At 69.6% G+C, this 16,011-nt stretch carries 14 protein-coding genes; all 14 read right to left on the bottom strand.

Annotated features, from left to right (window positions below):
* Nucleotides 1-63 precede the first annotated feature (63 nt).
* The gene (gene tuf, locus AC1DZA_RS02705) at nucleotides 64-1,254 is read right to left on the bottom strand and encodes an elongation factor Tu (protein WP_159600513.1); all 1,191 of its coding nucleotides are present in this window, start codon (nucleotides 1,252-1,254) and stop codon (nucleotides 64-66) included.
* Nucleotides 1,255-1,386: 132 nt separating this feature from the next.
* Entirely contained in the window at nucleotides 1,387-3,501 is a 2,115-nt protein-coding gene (gene fusA / locus AC1DZA_RS02700; protein ID WP_309977291.1) for an elongation factor G, read from the bottom strand.
* Nucleotides 3,502-3,585: 84 nt separating this feature from the next.
* Nucleotides 3,586-4,056, bottom strand: coding sequence for a 30S ribosomal protein S7 (gene rpsG, locus AC1DZA_RS02695; protein ID WP_159600517.1), 471 nt, complete (start codon nucleotides 4,054-4,056; stop codon nucleotides 3,586-3,588).
* Complete coding sequence (gene rpsL / locus AC1DZA_RS02690; protein WP_022889720.1) at nucleotides 4,056-4,430, bottom strand: 30S ribosomal protein S12; 375 nt, start codon at nucleotides 4,428-4,430, stop codon at nucleotides 4,056-4,058. The genes rpsG and rpsL overlap by 1 nt, the downstream gene beginning before the upstream one ends.
* A gap of 313 nt (nucleotides 4,431-4,743) precedes the next feature.
* On the bottom strand, nucleotides 4,744-5,391 hold the full coding sequence (locus AC1DZA_RS02685; protein ID WP_476771600.1) for a spermidine/putrescine ABC transporter substrate-binding protein: 648 nt from the start codon (nucleotides 5,389-5,391) through the stop codon (nucleotides 4,744-4,746).
* A 73-nt stretch (nucleotides 5,392-5,464) separates the two neighbouring features.
* Nucleotides 5,465-5,947 (bottom strand): DUF6121 family protein, encoded by a 483-nt coding sequence (locus tag AC1DZA_RS02680; protein WP_476761872.1) that lies wholly within the window; start codon nucleotides 5,945-5,947, stop codon nucleotides 5,465-5,467.
* 23 nt (nucleotides 5,948-5,970) lie between these two features.
* Entirely contained in the window at nucleotides 5,971-6,882 is a 912-nt protein-coding gene (locus tag AC1DZA_RS02675; RefSeq protein WP_476771599.1) for a hypothetical protein, read from the bottom strand.
* Nucleotides 6,879-7,442, bottom strand: a complete 564-nt coding sequence (locus tag AC1DZA_RS02670) for a hypothetical protein (protein ID WP_476771598.1) — start codon at nucleotides 7,440-7,442, stop codon at nucleotides 6,879-6,881. Before AC1DZA_RS02670 ends, AC1DZA_RS02675 begins: the two co-directional genes overlap by 4 nt.
* Nucleotides 7,439-8,041 (bottom strand): hypothetical protein, encoded by a 603-nt coding sequence (locus AC1DZA_RS02665; RefSeq protein ID WP_476761869.1) that lies wholly within the window; start codon nucleotides 8,039-8,041, stop codon nucleotides 7,439-7,441. The genes AC1DZA_RS02670 and AC1DZA_RS02665 overlap by 4 nt, the downstream gene beginning before the upstream one ends.
* 31 nt (nucleotides 8,042-8,072) lie before the next feature.
* Nucleotides 8,073-9,419, bottom strand: coding sequence for a hypothetical protein (locus AC1DZA_RS02660; RefSeq protein ID WP_476761868.1), 1,347 nt, complete (start codon nucleotides 9,417-9,419; stop codon nucleotides 8,073-8,075).
* A 13-nt stretch (nucleotides 9,420-9,432) separates the two neighbouring features.
* Nucleotides 9,433-9,759 (bottom strand): hypothetical protein, encoded by a 327-nt coding sequence (locus tag AC1DZA_RS02655; RefSeq protein WP_476771597.1) that lies wholly within the window; start codon nucleotides 9,757-9,759, stop codon nucleotides 9,433-9,435.
* An 85-nt stretch (nucleotides 9,760-9,844) separates the two neighbouring features.
* Nucleotides 9,845-10,132: a WXG100 family type VII secretion target gene (locus AC1DZA_RS02650; RefSeq protein WP_159603581.1), complete on the bottom strand. Its 288-nt coding sequence runs from the start codon at nucleotides 10,130-10,132 to the stop codon at nucleotides 9,845-9,847.
* Between the two features lie 122 nt (nucleotides 10,133-10,254).
* Entirely contained in the window at nucleotides 10,255-14,751 is a 4,497-nt protein-coding gene (locus tag AC1DZA_RS02645) for an FtsK/SpoIIIE domain-containing protein (protein WP_476771596.1), read from the bottom strand.
* Complete coding sequence (locus tag AC1DZA_RS02640) at nucleotides 14,748-15,941, bottom strand: RDD family protein (RefSeq protein ID WP_476771595.1); 1,194 nt, start codon at nucleotides 15,939-15,941, stop codon at nucleotides 14,748-14,750. Before AC1DZA_RS02640 ends, AC1DZA_RS02645 begins: the two co-directional genes overlap by 4 nt.
* Between the last annotated feature and the right edge of the window lie 70 nt (nucleotides 15,942-16,011).

Raw genomic sequence — 16,011 nt, 5'->3', positions numbered from 1 at the left:
GGGGCCGGGCCGCGAACGGCCCGACCCCTGTCGGTTCCGCACCCGCGAGGGGTGCGAAGGGTGTTACTTGACGATCTTCGTGACCGTGCCGGCGCCGACGGTGCGGCCGCCCTCACGGATGGCGAAGCCGAGGCCCTCCTCCATGGCGATCGGCTGGATGAGCTCGACCGTCATGTCGGTGGTGTCGCCGGGCATGACCATCTCGGTGCCCTCGGGCAGCGTGATGACGCCGGTGACGTCGGTGGTGCGGAAGTAGAACTGCGGACGGTAGTTCGCGTAGAACGGGTTGTGACGCCCGCCCTCCTCCTTGGAGAGGATGTACGCGGTGCCCTCGAAGTTCGTGTGGGGGGTGACCGAACCGGGGGCCACGACGACCTGGCCGCGCTCGACGTCCTCGCGCTTGGTGCCGCGGAGGAGCAGACCGCAGTTCTCGCCGGCCCAGGCCTCGTCGAGCTGCTTGTGGAACATCTCGATGCCCGTGACCGTGGTCTTCTGCGTCGGGCGGATGCCGACGATCTCGACCTCGGAGTTGATCTTCAGCGTGCCGCGCTCGGCGCGACCCGTGACGACCGTGCCACGACCGGTGATGGTGAAGACGTCCTCGATCGGCATGAGGAACGGCTTGTCCTTGTCACGCACGGGGTCGGGGATGCTGTTGTCGACGGCCTCCATGAGGTCGAGGATCGACTGGACCCACTTCTCGTCGCCCTCGAGCGCCTTGAGGCCCGAGACGCGGACGACCGGAGCGTCCTCGGCGAAGCCCTGGCTGGCGAGCAGCTCGGACACCTCGAGCTCGACGAGCTCCAGGATCTCCTCGTCGTCGACCATGTCGGCCTTGTTCAGCGCGACGAGCAGGTAGGGCACGCCGACCTGCTTGGCGAGCAGCACGTGCTCACGCGTCTGGGCCATCGGGCCGTCGGTCGCCGCGACCACGAGGATCGCGCCGTCCATCTGCGCCGCACCGGTGATCATGTTCTTGATGTAGTCGGCGTGACCAGGGGCGTCGACGTGCGCGTAGTGGCGCTTCGGCGTCTCGTACTCGACGTGCGAGATGTTGATCGTGATGCCGCGCTGACGCTCCTCGGGAGCCGAGTCGATCGACGCGAAGTCACGCTGCACGTTGGTGGCCGACGGGTACTTGTCGGCGAGCACCTTCGAGATCGCTGCGGTGAGCGTGGTCTTGCCGTGGTCGACGTGACCGATCGTACCGATGTTGACGTGCGGCTTGGTCCGCTCGAACTTGGCCTTAGCCACTGTGGGTCCTCCTCAGGACTCGTGTAGGAACCCCGGGCGCTGGATTGCGACCGGTGTGCTACGGGGGTTGTGTTGTTATGTTACGCGACCCGGCTGGGTCGTGCGGGCAGGGCCCGAACTCCTGCGAAGGAGCTATTCGCCCTTGTTCTTCTGGACGATCTCGTCGGCCACAGCCTTCGGGACCTCCGCGTAGCTCTCGAACTCCATCGAGTACACCGCGCGGCCCGAGGTCTTCGACCGCAGGTCGCCGATGTAGCCGAACATCTCCGAGAGCGGGACGTGCGCACGCACGACCTTCACGCCGGCGGCATCCTCCATCGACTGGATCTGACCGCGACGCGAGTTCAGGTCGCCGATGACATCACCCATGTATTCCTCAGGGGTGCGGACCTCGACGGACATGAGCGGCTCGAGCAGAACCGGGTTCGCCTTCCGAGCGGCTTCCTTGAAGCCCATCGAGCCGGCGATCTTGAACGCCATCTCCGAGGAGTCGACGTCGTGGGCTGCGCCATCGAGCAGGATGCCCTTGACGCCGACCATCGGGTAGCCGGCCAGGATGCCGTACTGCATGGCGTCCTGGAAGCCGGCGTCGACCGAGGGGATGTACTCGCGCGGAACGCGGCCACCAGTGACCTTGTTCTCGAACTCGTACGACTTGTCGGCCGTGATCTCGAGGGGCTCGAGCGCGAACTGGATCTTCGCGAACTGGCCCGAACCACCCGTCTGCTTCTTGTGGGTGTAGTCGTGCTTCTCGACCGCGCGCTTGATCGTCTCGCGGTAGGCCACCTGGGGCTTGCCGACGTTCGCCTCGACCTTGAACTCCCGCTTCATGCGGTCGACGAGGATGTCGAGGTGCAGCTCGCCCATGCCCTTGATGACGGTCTGGCCGGTCTCGGGGTTGAGCTCGGTGCGGAAGGTGGGGTCCTCTTCGGCGAGCTTCTGGATGGCCGTGCCGAGCTTCTCCTGGTCGGCCTTGGTCTTCGGCTCGATGGCGACCTCGATCACGGGGTTCGGGAACGTCATCGACTCGAGCACGACCTGGTTGTCGGGGTCGCACAGCGTGTCGCCGGTCGTCGTGTCCTTGAGGCCGATGACCGCGTAGATGTTGCCCGCGGTGACCGAGTCGACCGGGTTCTCCTTGTTGGCGTGCATCTGGAAGATCTTCCCGATGCGCTCCTTCTTGCCCTTGGTCGAGTTGATGACCTGGCCGCCGGAGTCGAGGTGACCCGAGTACACGCGGATGTAGGTGAGGCGACCGAAGAACGGGTGCACCGCGACCTTGAACGCGAGCGCGGCGAAGGGGTCGTTGGCGTCGGGGTGACGCTCGATGATCTCGTCCTCGTTGCGGGGGTTGCGACCCTCGACGGCCGGCACGTCGAGCGGCGACGGCAGGAAGTCGATGACCGCGTCGAGCATCGGCTGCACGCCGCGGTTCTTGAACGCGGAGCCGCAGAGCACGGGGTAGATCTCGGAGTTGACGGTCAGCTTGCGGATGGCGCCCTTGATCTCGTCGATCGTGAGCTCCTCGCCGCCGAAGTACTTCTCGAGCAGCGCGTCGTCGGTCTCGGCGACGGTCTCGAGGAGGGTGTGACGGTACTCCTCCGCCTTCTCCTTGAGGTCGGCGGGGATCTCCTGCACCTCGTACTTGGCACCCATCGTCACGTCGCCCTTGGCGTCGCCGGGCCACACCAGGGCCCGCATCTCGATGAGGTCGACGACGCCGACGAAGTCGCTCTCGGAGCCGATCGGCAGCTGGAGCACCAGCGGCTTCGCGCCGAGGCGCTTGACGATCGTGTCGACCGTGAAGTAGAAGTCCGCGCCGAGCTTGTCCATCTTGTTGACGAAGCAGATGCGGGGCACGTTGTACTTGTCGGCCTGGCGCCAGACGGTCTCGGACTGGGGCTCGACGCCCTCCTTGCCGTCGAAGACGGCGACCGCGCCGTCGAGCACGCGGAGCGAGCGCTCGACCTCGACCGTGAAGTCGACGTGACCGGGGGTGTCGATGATGTTGATCTGGTTCTTGTTCCAGAAGCAGGTCACGGCGGCAGACGTGATCGTGATGCCGCGCTCCTTCTCCTGCTCCATCCAGTCGGTCGTCGAAGCGCCGTCGTGGGTCTCGCCGATCTTGTGGTTCACGCCCGTGTAGAACAGGATGCGCTCGGTGGTGGTGGTCTTGCCGGCATCGATGTGCGCCATGATGCCGATGTTGCGGACCTTGCTCAGGTCGGTGAGCACGTCTTGTGCCACGGGGGTTCCTCCGGATGGTTCAGGAAGGGCAGATGAGGGTGAGCGGATGCCGCGAGCCGCGGCCTGCGGCATCCGCTCGGCCGACTACCAGCGGTAGTGGGCGAAGGCGCGGTTCGACTCGGCCATCTTGTGGGTGTCCTCGCGGCGCTTGACCGCGGCACCCAGGCCGTTCGACGCGTCGAGGATCTCGTTGGTGAGACGCTCGGTCATCGTCTTCTCGCGACGGGCCTTCGCGTAGCTCGTGAGCCAGCGCAGGGCGAGGGTGTTGGCGCGGTGCGGCTTGACCTCGACGGGGACCTGGTATGTCGAACCGCCGACGCGGCGCGAACGCACCTCGAGGGTCGGACGCACGTTGTCGAGCGCCTTCTTGAGGGTGGCGACGGCGTCCTGGCCGGACTTGGTCGCGACGTTCTCGAGCGCCTCGTAGACGATGCGCTGCGCGAGGTCCTTCTTGCCGTCGACGAGGATCTTGTTGACGAGCTGGCTGACGACCGGCGAGCCGTAGACGGGGTCGGCGACGACGGGGCGCTTCGGAGCGGGTCCCTTGCGAGGCATTACTTCTTCTCCATCTTCGCGCCGTAGCGGCTACGAGCCTGCTTGCGGTTCTTGACGGCCTGCGTGTCGAGCGCGCCGCGGATGATCTTGTAGCGCACGCCGGGGAGGTCCTTCACACGACCGCCGCGCACGAGCACCATCGAGTGCTCCTGCAGGTTGTGGCCCTCACCGGGGATGTAGGCCGTGACCTCGGTGCCGTTCGAGAGCTTCACACGAGCGACCTTGCGGAGCGCGGAGTTCGGCTTCTTCGGGGTGGTGGTGTACACACGCGTGCACACGCCGCGCTGCTGGGGGTTGGCCTTCAGGGCGGGAGCCTTGGTCTTGGTGACCTTCGGCGAGCGACCCTTGCGGACCAACTGCTGAATGGTTGGCACTGCTTCTCCTTGTTGATGCTGCACGGTGACAGCGTTGATGGATTTCACATCACGACCCACCGGCACCGCGGAACCGCAGCGCCTTGGAGTGGTGGGTATGCCGTGGGGGCGACCGTCGAGGCGCCCTTGGAGTGTGCGTTCTGCCGAGAACCGGAGGTGCACCGCCACGACCATTGCTGGTCGATCGGCAGGCACGATTCAAGCGCGCGTCAACGCGCACACCCGGTCAATGGTAATGCCGCGTAACCTTGCGGTCAAATGGGGCGGATGCCGCAGGCCGCATGTTCTCCGAAGGCGGAATGCCCCGAGCGGCTCAGGACGGCCATCCGGGCGCGTCGAGCTCGCGGTCGAGATCGGCGAGCAGCTCCTCGACCTGCGGCTCCACGTAGGCGACGACCGCGGCGGCGATGCGCTCCCGGTGCTGTGCGAGCTCCACGCAGATGCGCCGCCCGAGCTGCTTCGCGAACTCGTCGGCGAGGCGCACCTCCTCGCGGAGCGCCTCCTTCTCCTCCATCGTGAACGGCCGCGGCGCGGGCTCGTTCGCCTCGGCGGCAGTGTCGGCCTCGAGCCCCGTGAGGGTGAACAGGAACGGCTGGTCGGGCACCGGCTCGGGGTCGAGGTCGAGGCCGAGGAACTCGGGGTCGAGCCCCTCGCCCGCCCGGTACGGGCGGCGGGCCTTGCGCTCCTCGGCGAGGCGGATCTCGCGGTGCAGCATCGGCAGGTTGCGGGCGGTGTAGTCGTCGACCGCGGCGTCGATGATGGCCTTCATGCGCATCGAGAACGCGTGCTGAACCGGATGCGGCACGTCGACGTCGAGGCCGGCCGCGGCGAGGATGGGCGAGCCGAAGCAGCGGGTGCAGAGCCGGACGCGGGCGCGATGCGTGCCCGGACGCCACCGGGGCAGCCACGCCAGCCACCGGTCGACCTCGTGGCTGACGCGCGCCTCGATCGATCCCTCCACGCGTTCACGATACTGCCCGGGCGTGGCGCGGCGTCGTTCCGCGTCGCGACTGGCGCGCCGCACGCGGCATCCGTCAGCCCTCGTCGTCGCGCTCCCACGGCCAGCGGGGGCGCTCCATGCCGCTGTCGCGCCCGCGCGCGACGAGCGCCGCGAGGGAGCCGATGATCGCGGCGAGCACGGGGATGAGCAGCCCGAACCAGCCGATGCCGAAGCCCAGGCCGAACAGGAGCGCCGCCACGATCGTGCCGGTCGCGAACGCGTAGCCGAGCCCGGCGACGACCACCGCGGCCAGCCAGCTCCACAGTGCGGGCCAGGCGATGTTCGACCACTGCCGCTCGGGATGGCGCAGGGTGCGCGCGAGCGTGAGCAGCACCGCGGCGACGGATGCCCCGACCGCGGCCGGCCCGACGAATCGGCCGGCCTCGGGGCTGGTGATCACCTCGGCGTCGGTGAGCAGGCTGACGAACCCGTAGGCGCACACCACCGCGGCGAGGTCGAGCGCCGCCGCGAACGCGGCGACGACCCACGCGTTGCGGCTCGCGGTGTCGTCCTCCACCCTTCGAGCCTACGCCGGACGCGTCAGACGTCTTCGGCGTAACGGAGCGCGAACGGCGGCGCGGACCGGACCCGGGACACCGTGGCCGGCGTGAGGGCCCCGCGTGCGACGATCGCCTCGATCCCGGCACGTCGCGCGGCGACGAGGGCGAGACGCCGTGGGCCCTCCATCGCCTCGAGCACCTCGGCGGCCTCGGCGGCTGCGGCGGCCCCGAGCTCGGCCGCCTCGGCCTCGAACGGGACGCGCAGGGCTGCGATCGAGCGATCGAAGTCGCGGATGCGGCGGGCGAGATTCCAGGCCCGCGCCGACGCGACGACCAGCAGCACGACGGCAGCAGCGCCGAGCACGAAGAGCGCGGCGATGACTGCGGCGGTCGTGGGGTCAGCCGCGGCATCGGGCCAGTTCGCGAGGACGGTCGCGGAACCGAAGGCCGCCACCACCGTGAAGGCGAGATACCCGGGAGCCGAGCGGCTCGCGTGACCGTGTCGTGTGACGACGGCACTGATCGCGTGCAGCACGACGCCCGCCCCGATGAGCAGCACTGCGCTCCAGGCGGCCGCGGCCATCGGCAGGCTCCCCGACCGGCCGGTGAACATGATGCCCGCGCCGACGATGGCGAGCAGGAAGCCGAGTCCGTCGAGCAGCTCTCGGCTCGCGCCACCCGGATACTCCGGCGCGTCGGCGTCCTCGGCCCGTGCGAGTTCCAGCCGGAGCTCGCGGAGACGGCGGTCGTAGCGGCGGTCGATGGCCTGGATCACCTGCATCACCCTCCGATCGAGGGCACCGAGCGCTGCATCCTCGATCGGACGCACCACCACGGCGAGTCCGTCGCTCAACGTGCGTTCGTAGCGTGCGGCCACGGCCAGTGCCGCTGCCGAGGCGACGGCCGACTGGTCGGGGCCGGCGGTGCCCGACTCGGGACCGCGTGTGCTCATGCCGCCTCGAGGCGGATGCCGCGGACCAGCTCGTCGAGGAACGGCGCCATGAACCCCGCGTCCCGGGCGCTGTCGGCCGTGCCGCTCACCGCCACGGCGACGCCTGCGGTGTCGAAGACGTAGTTGAGCCGGCCGGCGGCGATCTCGGGGTCACTCGAGGGGAGCACGATGGCGGCACGGCGCCCGACGCCGAGGTGCTCCGTCGGGAAGTCGATGATGGTCGGCGGCAGTTGGGCACGCTCGTCGTCGCCCGCTTCGTGCTCGAGGTCGACCAGGTCGTCGTCGTGCTCGCCCACGAAGATGTTCGCGACGCCCAGCGCCGGCACCCCGCGCGGGCAGAACAGCAGGCATTCCGTGGCCAGTTCGGTGCGCTGCGCCCGGGCGAGCGCCGCGAACTCGCGGATCGCAGCCCGCGCGTCGGCCGTCAGGTCGCCGAGGTCGGTCTCGTAGGCCTCGACGAGCGCCTCCGTCCACGCCGATTCGTCGGCCCACGGGCCCCACGGGAATGAGGCCGGCGCGGGGAACCAGACGGCCGCGTCGTATTCGATCTCGTACTTCACGCGGCGGGCTCCCACGCGAAGGTGCTCACGATCGTGTCGCTCAGCAGGCACAGCTCATCGACGAACTCGTCGCGGAACCCGTCGTCCTCCTCGGTGGGGTACGGGATCGTCGTGGTGAAGGCCACCGCCGAACGGCGCCCGGTCCCCGGCACCGGCACGAGGTAGTTGATGACGCGGGCCCTGGTACCGGCGAGGTCACCACCGCTCGAGGCATCCGCCTGCCAGCGGACGATCGTGCGGTCATCGGTGAGGAATTCCGCGCCGCGTTCCTTGAACAGGGCCGTCACCTGGCGGTCGAGCGTTCCACCGAGCTGGCCGTCGGCGACCGCAGCGGTCATGGAGATCGGCAGGATCCGCTCGGCCGGCACCGACGTCTGCAGGTAGAGGGCGAACACCCGACCCTGCTGCATCTTGCGATACGCCGTCTCGAGCATCCGCCGGAACTCGACATCGAGGTCGGGACGGTGCTGCGACGCGAAGACGGCGCTCGAACGTTCGATGAGCAAGCCGATGCTCGCGCGGTCGGCGGGCAGCTCCTCCCACCCGGCCGGCAGCATGAGGCGGAACGGGGGAACGGCGGGCGTTTCGGTCAGCGGCATCGTGAACACCTTATCGAGGTCGGTCGTGCCGTCACGCGAGTTGGGCGCGCCAGGTGTCGACCGGCTGGGGGTCCCCCCACGAGCTGATCTCGTTGACCCGGCCGAGCACCATGCGGCCGCGCTTGACCCCGAACTCGAGCGAGTTCGCGATGCCCTCGCTCAACGCCACGGGCTTCGCGCCGCCGCTGATGACGTCGGCGAGAGCTCCGAGGTGCGGGGTGATCACGCGCTGGTGGTGCGCGGAGAGGTTGGCGAAGTTCTGCGCGATCGAGAGGGAGTACCCCCGGCTGGACCCGCCGATGATGCGATTGAGGATGTTCTTCGGACCTGCGCCTTGGAAGACCGAGAAATCGCGGCCGAGCCGCGATGCCAGGCCCGAGGCGGCGCGGCTTCCGAGGTTGCCGCCCGCCCGGAGACTGGCCGGATTGGTCAGCCCGCGCAGCGCCGTGATGCGCCGGAGCGGCGTGGCGATCTCGAGGTAGGGACCGCCGAGGAACTCCTTGATCGCCGTCAGCCGCTTGCCCGACTGGAAGAGCTTGCCGAGCTTGCCGAACGGCAGCACCCCGACCACGGCCCATGCGACGTCGCCGAGGCCCTTGCGGCCCTTGGCGTAGAGGAACAGCGTGCCGATGAGCGCGATGACGCCGACGATGGCCGCGATGACGGCGATGAACGGTCCGCCGATGATGATGGCCGCGATCGCCAGTGCCACGCCGACCCAGGTGAGCACCTCGAGCACGACCTCGACCACGCCCGCCAGGTTGTCGGTCCAGTCGTCGCTGACATTGCCCTCCGTCGCATCCGTGATGCCACGCAGCGCCGTCTCGTACGCCTCGTCCCAGGTGTCCCACTGCGAGTCGAACAGGGCGAACTGCGCGTCGAGGTCGGCCTCCGCGCTGTGCACCGCACCCTGGGAGTCGGTCGCCGCCTCATCGAGCCGACGCTGACGCTCGAGTGCCGTGGGATCGGTCGGGTCGGGATCGGGCGCGTTCGACGCGGTCTGCGCCGCGGTCGCTGCCGCGTGCCGCTTGCTGTCGAGCGTGGACTTCGCGTCGAGCGCGTCGGTCACGATCGTGCGCATGGCCGCCTGCACATCGGCCAGCTTGGACCCGTAGGTCTTCATGACCGTGCCGGTCGGCTTGTAGCGTTCGCCGGCCTTGCGGAGCTCGGCGTGCGCGTCACCCACCTCGTCGCGGATCTTCTCGATCGAACGGCCTCGCTCTTCGCTGGCGCCGTCGCCGATCTCGCGCAGGACGTCGGCCGCGCCGATCATCTGCTCCCCGAGGTCCTCGATCTCCTTGCCTCGATCGATGACCCCCTGTGCGTTGCCCTCGAGCACCTCGACCCGATGACCGCGGTGCGTCCGCAGTTCACTCATCTTCCACTCCCCGTCATCGCGTCGGCAGGTTCGCGCCGTCGTTCTCCTGCAGTTTGAGGCTGTCCGCCGCCTCGAGGTCGAAGTCCTGCCATCCGGTGCACGTGCTCTCCACTGCGGTCTGGATGCCGGTGAGCTTCTGGATCAGCGCGTTGCGACGGTCGTCCCAGCCACCCTCGAACTCGTGGGTCCGATCGCGGAGGCTGCTGCGTCCGTCGGGACGGCCGATCATGTCCTGGAGGGCATCGGTGCGCTTCGCGGCATCCGCGAACTCCACGAGGATCTGCTTGAGCGAGCCGTTCAGCCGGTTCAGGTGATCGACCTTGATGTACACATCGGCCATTGCCATGTCCTGTTCGACGAGAAGGTGGTGTGCTGGGAGTGCCACGCCTCAGGGGAGGGCGAACGCCCTCCCCTGAGCGCGGGTGCTACTGCCCGGCGAGCGCGGCGTCGGTGTCCTTGATCGCCTGCTGCATCTTGCGCAGCGAGTCGCCCATGTCGCGGATGCCGTCGATCGCCGACTCGAGTCCGGTCGTGAGCTCGGTGTAGCCCTCGCCGAACTTGCCCGAGGCGTGCTCGGTCTTGAAGTCGTCGCCGAGCAGCGTGTCGACGCCCTGCTTGAGCTGGCGGAGGATGTCGGCGATGTCCTCGCGGCCCTGTTCGAGCTTGCCCGCCATCGCTTCCATCTCGGAGTACGTCGCCTTGAAGTCAGCCATTATCGGCCTTTCTCTTCTGATTTCGGCCCCCTGCGGACCATCCGGGTTCCACCGTATTGGGGGGTCAAGCCGGTACTCAATGGGGAGCGGTCCCCACCCCCGGTCGCGCGCCGGCCGTGGTGTCAGTCGGCGGCGACGAACGGCAGCTGCACGGTCAGGGCGCGTCCGTTCTCCACGAACAGTCCGCGGCCCTCGGGGAACTCGTGGCGCTGCACGCGCGGGAACGGAACCTTGAAGACCGCATCGCCGTCGTACGTGTCGGGCTTCAGCACGATGCCGCGGCGGCCTCCCTTGAAGTCCCCGATGAAGCCGTATCCGGACCCGAGCTGGCTCACGTCTCCGTCGCCCATGAGGAAGTGGTCGCTCCGGTTGATCGCCTGGAAGAGCTCCTTGAGCGGACGCTCGGCGTCGGAGTCCGCGAACTCCGTGACGTTCTCGATCACGATCACGATCCGGCCGGGAACGGTCTCGTCGCCGACGATGCCCGTGAGCTCCTTGGCGAGTGCCCGGGCGTCCTCGACGCTTCCCGCGGACCGGACCCACGGACGGAAGTCCCGGAGCACCGCCCGTCGACCACCGAAGTGGAAGAACTTCGCGTCGGGATCGAACCGCGCCATGGAGGTGGCCAGCGCCCGCAAGGCCGTCGACTTCCCGCTTCGCGGCGGCCCCGTGACGACGAAGGTGCCCACGGGCTCGAAACCTCGCGGGCCGAGGATGTCCTCCGAGACGCCGAGGACGGGCTGGCCGTCGACTGCATCGGGGAGGGCGGTGATGTCCAACTCGGTCGGCAGGGCGCCGATCTCCCCGGCCTCGACGGCGCCGCGCGCGCGGAGCTCGGCACCGAACGCCTGGAGCGCGGTGGTCTGCTGGGCGACGTTGGCCGTTCCGCCCATGACGGCGAGCTGGGTCTCGAACCCGTCGACGATCGCGCGCCCGGGAGCGCTCCGCTCGTTGAGCACGTCCTTCGGCGCGCCGAGGATCGAATAGGCGCCCTCATCGGACATTCGCAGGACGATGCGGCGGCTGACGTTGGCGCTGACGGCGGTGGGCACGGCGCCGTACCGGTCGGCGCTCACGACGGCGTGGATGCCGAGGGGACGGCCCTCGCCCAGCACCCGCATGAAGATGTTGTAGAACGCGGAGCGCGCCGCCGTGCTCTCCCACTCCTGCTTGAACGTCCCGAATCCGTCGATGAGCAGGAGGATCCGGGGCTCTCGCGGCCGGACTGCCAGTTCTCGGTACTCGCTGAGGCTTCCCGCGTTCACGGCCGAGAATCGCTTCGCACGGTCGTCGAGCATGCCCCGGATCGTGCGAAGCATCCGCTGCACCCGTTCGACGTCGTCGCCGGAGACCACGGATCCCACGTGCGGGAGCGCCTCGATCGAGCGAAGCGAACCCGTGCCGAAGTCGAGCCCGTAGACCGTCGCGGTGCCAGCCTCGGGCGCCGCGCCCACCGCCGTCGCGATCGTGCGGAGGGCGGCGGTCTTTCCGGCGCCGCTCGTGCCGTAGACCAGGAGATGGCCGTCGGTGTCGGGCTCGAAGAACACCGGCTCCTGCGCCTGCCGCTCGGGGATGTCGGCGAGCCCGAGCGGGATGCGGCCGTCACCGTCGAGTGGCAGTTCGCGCAGGTCGACCGTCGTCTTCAGGTCGTCGAGCCATGGCCGGCGCGGCAAGGGGACGCCCGCGGCGGATGCGGCCGCGACGAGATTCGCGACGATGCGCCGCTGGTCGTTCGGTCCGAGGTCGCCCTCGTGGGTGTCGGGCTCGTCGTCGGTGGCCGACTCCCAGACCTGCGTCGAGCCGAAGCGAAGTTCGGCCACCTTCGCCTGGGCCACTGCGGGCGCATCGCTCGTCCAGCCGCCGGCGTAGCCCGACTGGAACGGGACGAGCCGCCCAGGGCCGGTCTTGGCGATACCGCGGCCGGGGATGGACGGATCGAAGGTGCCGGCGACGGGGTCGCCCACGACATCGTTGGAATCGGAGACATCGGCCATCCGCAGCGCCACCCGCAGGTTCGTGTTCGCACGCAGGTTGTCCTTGATCACGCCCGCCGGCCGCTGCGTCGCCATGATCAGGTGGATGCCGAGCGACCGTCCGCGCTGGGCGATGTCGACGACGCCGTCCACGAACTCGGGGACCTCGCCCGCAAGGGCGGCGAACTCGTCGATGACGAGGACCAGGGCCGGCGGCGTCTCGGGATCCTGCCGCTTCTCGAGCTCGAGGAGGTCCTTCGCCTTCTTGCGATTGAACAGGTGCTCGCGGTGGTGCAGCTCGGCGCGCAGGCTCGTGAGTGCACGGCGCACGAGATGGGGACTCAGGTCGGTCACGAGCCCCACGCAGTGCGGCAGCTCCACGCAGTCGGCGAACGCCGATCCGCCCTTGTAGTCGACGAAGAGGAAGGTCACGCGATCGGGGCTGTACTCGGCGGCCATGCCGAGCACCCAGGCCTGGAGGAACTCCGACTTGCCGGAGCCGGTCGTTCCGCCGACCAGGGCGTGCGGACCCTGCGTGCGGAGGTCGAGCGACATCGCGTCGGGGCTCCCCTGCCCGACGAACGCCTTCAGCGTGCCGGCCCGCTTCAGGCGTGGACGAGGACCGCGTGACCGATCGAGGATCGAGTTGTTCTGCCGCCAGCGCTCGATCGCCGCGGTGGGCTGCGCAGCCAGGTCGGGGCCGAGGAGCTTCAGCAGCGACACGCTGGGGGGCAGGTCGCTCGAGTCGGCGGTGACCGAACTCGAGTCGACGACGGGCGCCAGCCGCTTCGCGAACACCTCGGCGTATTCGTTGGAGACGCCTTCCACGACGATGCCCTCGTGCTCCTCGCCGGCCCGGACGAAGCCCACCCGAGCTCGGTCCAAGCCCTCGGTGGCATCGATGTAGGTGCGGCACGCGGCCGGGAGCGACTCGACGGTCGGGGCGAGGAACACGGTGAAGATGCCCGCGTCGGCGCCGCGTTCGATGACCTGGGTGAGGCGCGGCCGGTCGACGGGTGCATCGTTCGAGGCGATGAGCACCAGTGCGAGATCGCCCTCGAGCTCGCTCCCACTCCCGTTGCCTTCGCCGACCCTGGCCCCGAGCGCCATCGTGGTCGCCTCCTCGCTGAGGGGTCCGCGCCGACTCGGCGTTCCCGACAGTTGCCCGAGGATGGCCTCCTCGAGGCCGTTGAGCAGCGCGGTCCCGGCCGACTGGCTGTCGGCGAGGGCGAGGTCGGCGAAGGGCGAGCGAGGGCTCGTGGTGTGCGGGAGCCACTTCATCCACTCGAGTTCCTTCGCCCACGCCGGACCGACGATGGCGGCGGTGATCAGCTCGTTCGGCGCGTGCAGGCCGAAGATCTGGATGCCGATGCCTCGAAGCACGTCCGCCGCGAGATGGCGGGGGCCGGCGATGCCGATGGCGCCCGCGTGCGGCAGCATCTCGACGAGCGGCACCTCGTCGATGGTCTCGTGCCGTCGGCGCAGCGCATCCACCTGCCGGGCATATCGCACGATGCCCTTCTGCTCGTTGGACGCCTGGATGGTGTTGCGGCTCCTCGCCGCGCCGATCCCCAGCCGCAGGGCGAGGAAGTTCCAGTGCTCGGGTCGTCGGGTCCAGAGGAGCGGGCCGAGCCGCATGGCCGCCTCGTAGACCGTCGCCACAGCGGGTGCCTCGGCATGCCGGCGCTCGCGCTCGACGAGCGTCTCACGCGCCAGGGTCTCCTCCAGCTCTTCCAGCTGCTCCTCGAAGGTGTCGACCTCGAGCCGCAGCTTCTTCCCCTGCTGGGTGCGCTGGCCGATGAAGTTGCCGAACATCATCAGCGGCGACATGGCGACGATCGACAGCGAGAACGGATTCCGGGTGATGAAGAACATGGCCAGCCCGAGCATCATGGGTGCGACGATCATGGGCCATGGGAAGAGCCTCGGCTCCGCCTCGCTCGGAACGACGGGATGCTTGTGCTCCATGCCGGGATAGCGGGCCTCGACGCGCGGCGACCGGTTGAACATGAGGGCACCGCCGCGCTCGAGCACGGGATCCGGTGCGTGATCCGTGCCCGCGACGAGCGTGAACGAGACCTCGCTGTCGCCGATCGTCACCACCTGCCCGGGTGAGACCCGCACCCGCTGCACGAGGCCGCCGTCGACGATGAGGCCGTTCGCGGAGTTGAGGTCGACGAGCTCGACCGTCTGGTCCACTTCGATCCGGGCATGCCGCTTCGAGACGAGCGGATCGTTGAGCAGCACGTCGACGCCCGCCGCACGACCGATGACGCTGTTGCCCCGACGGAGCGGGAACTCGCGGCCGGCGTCGGGGCCACCGAGCACCCGCATGACGGCCGCCGCGCCCTCCGACGCACGAGCGGAACGGGGGCTGTGCGGCACGACGGCCGCATTGAATCCGGATCCGATCGGCGCATCCCCGATCGGCAGCTCGGGGTCCAGCATCGTGGGCTCGGTCGACGTCGGCGGCGCGACCGCGAGCGTCACCACGCCGACGCCGGCCGCGCCGCCGAGTCGTGCCGTCTGGGGGTCGTTCGTCAGGATCGCGTGCGCGATGTCCTGCACCGTGGCGGTCGAGTCGGCGGTGACCATCACGTCCACCGGCGACCCGCTGTGTCGCCGGAGTCCGAGCTTGAGCTTCATGCAGTGCCTCCGGATGCCACGGTCACGGTGAATCGTCGTCCGCCGAGCGCCACCGTGGCGCCAGCCGGCACCGGGGTGCGGATGCCCGGGGTCAGCTGGCGGGATGTGCCGTCGGGCAGCTCCACGAACGTGCCGTTCTTGGACGAGCGGTCGGACACCCAGAGGGCGCCGTCGTCGACGCCGTAGGCCGCGTGCGTCTTGGAGATGCGCATGCTCTCGTCGACGAGGGGCACCAGTCGCACGGGCGACTCCCCCGGCGCGACGGCCGGGCTCCGACCGAGGAGCCCGGGCTCGGAGACGGGCAGCCGGGTGCCGTCGTCGAAGACGAGCACGAACTCCGAGCGCAGCGCGGGTGCGGTGGCGGATGCGGTGGCGACGACCGCACTCCGCGGGGAACCTGGCGCAGACGCCGCGTCGGCGACCGGCACGAGCGGCGGCGGGGCCCAGGCACCGGCCTCCGAGGGCGATGCGGACACGACGCCCGAGCTCGACCGTGCCGACGGGATGAAGAGTCCGTCGCCGACGGGCCGGTCGGAGGCGAGTGAGGGCAGGGGCGCCTCGGGCTCGCGCGCGCCGGCCTCGACCTGGCGGCGGGCATGGCGAAGCGCCTTGGCGTCGAAGGGGTCGAGCCCGTTGCGGATGTCGACGGCCCAGCAGCGGCCGATGCGGTCGAGCCAGCTGCGCCCGCGGGACTCGGGGTCCCACGCCGACGAGGCGAAGAGGACGGCCGGGCCGGCGAGCGGCAGCACGACCCACGACGCCCACAGCACGAGCACCCGCAGCACCACGCGCCAGAAGCCGGCGGGGCCGAACGCGGTCACGCGCACCGAGCGGATGCCGAGGCTCGCCTTGCCGAGCGTCACGCCCCGACGGCCATGCAGGACGAGCTGCACGAGTCCGAACACCAGGAGGAGGAGCTCGCCCACGCCCAGGAGCACGACCGGGAGCGCGAGCGTCGCGGCATCCGGCAGCTGCGTCTGGCCGACCACGAGGCCGGCGAGCATGACGGACCCGATGACCGCCGGCACCGCGAGCACGACCCACGCGGTCGCGTCGAGCGCGAACGCGGCCGCACGCCGGCCCGCGGGCGCCGGCACGAGACCGAGCGCACGCGCGTAGGCGGGGTCGGGACGTCCGTCGGGACCGATGCCCGGGGTCGGCTCGTCGTCGACGTGCATCGTGATGCTCACATCGCTCCTCGGGTGCGCAGGGTACAGAGCCACCCAAGGCCATCGGGGCTGCACTGTCGATGGGGAGGGG

Source organism: Agromyces sp. P2_B3 (assembly GCF_056404815.1).
Note: the sequence above shows the minus strand (reverse complement) of the source record. Positions and strands in the feature narration are given on the sequence as shown.

Excerpts from the sequence above, each read along its gene's own strand:
- AC1DZA_RS02660 (WP_476761868.1), bottom strand. The coding sequence starts at position 9,419 with ATGAGTGAACTGCGGACGCACCGCGGTCATCGGGTCGAGGTGCTCGAG.
- AC1DZA_RS02650 (WP_159603581.1), bottom strand. The coding sequence starts at position 10,132 with ATGGCTGACTTCAAGGCGACGTACTCCGAGATGGAAGCGATGGCGGGC.
- AC1DZA_RS02675 (WP_476771599.1), bottom strand. The coding sequence starts at position 6,882 with ATGAGCACACGCGGTCCCGAGTCGGGCACCGCCGGCCCCGACCAGTCG.
- AC1DZA_RS02665 (WP_476761869.1), bottom strand. The coding sequence starts at position 8,041 with ATGCCGCTGACCGAAACGCCCGCCGTTCCCCCGTTCCGCCTCATGCTG.
- AC1DZA_RS02645 (WP_476771596.1), bottom strand. The coding sequence starts at position 14,751 with ATGAAGCTCAAGCTCGGACTCCGGCGACACAGCGGGTCGCCGGTGGAC.
- rpsG (WP_159600517.1), bottom strand. The coding sequence starts at position 4,056 with ATGCCTCGCAAGGGACCCGCTCCGAAGCGCCCCGTCGTCGCCGACCCC.
- AC1DZA_RS02655 (WP_476771597.1), bottom strand. The coding sequence starts at position 9,759 with ATGGCCGATGTGTACATCAAGGTCGATCACCTGAACCGGCTGAACGGC.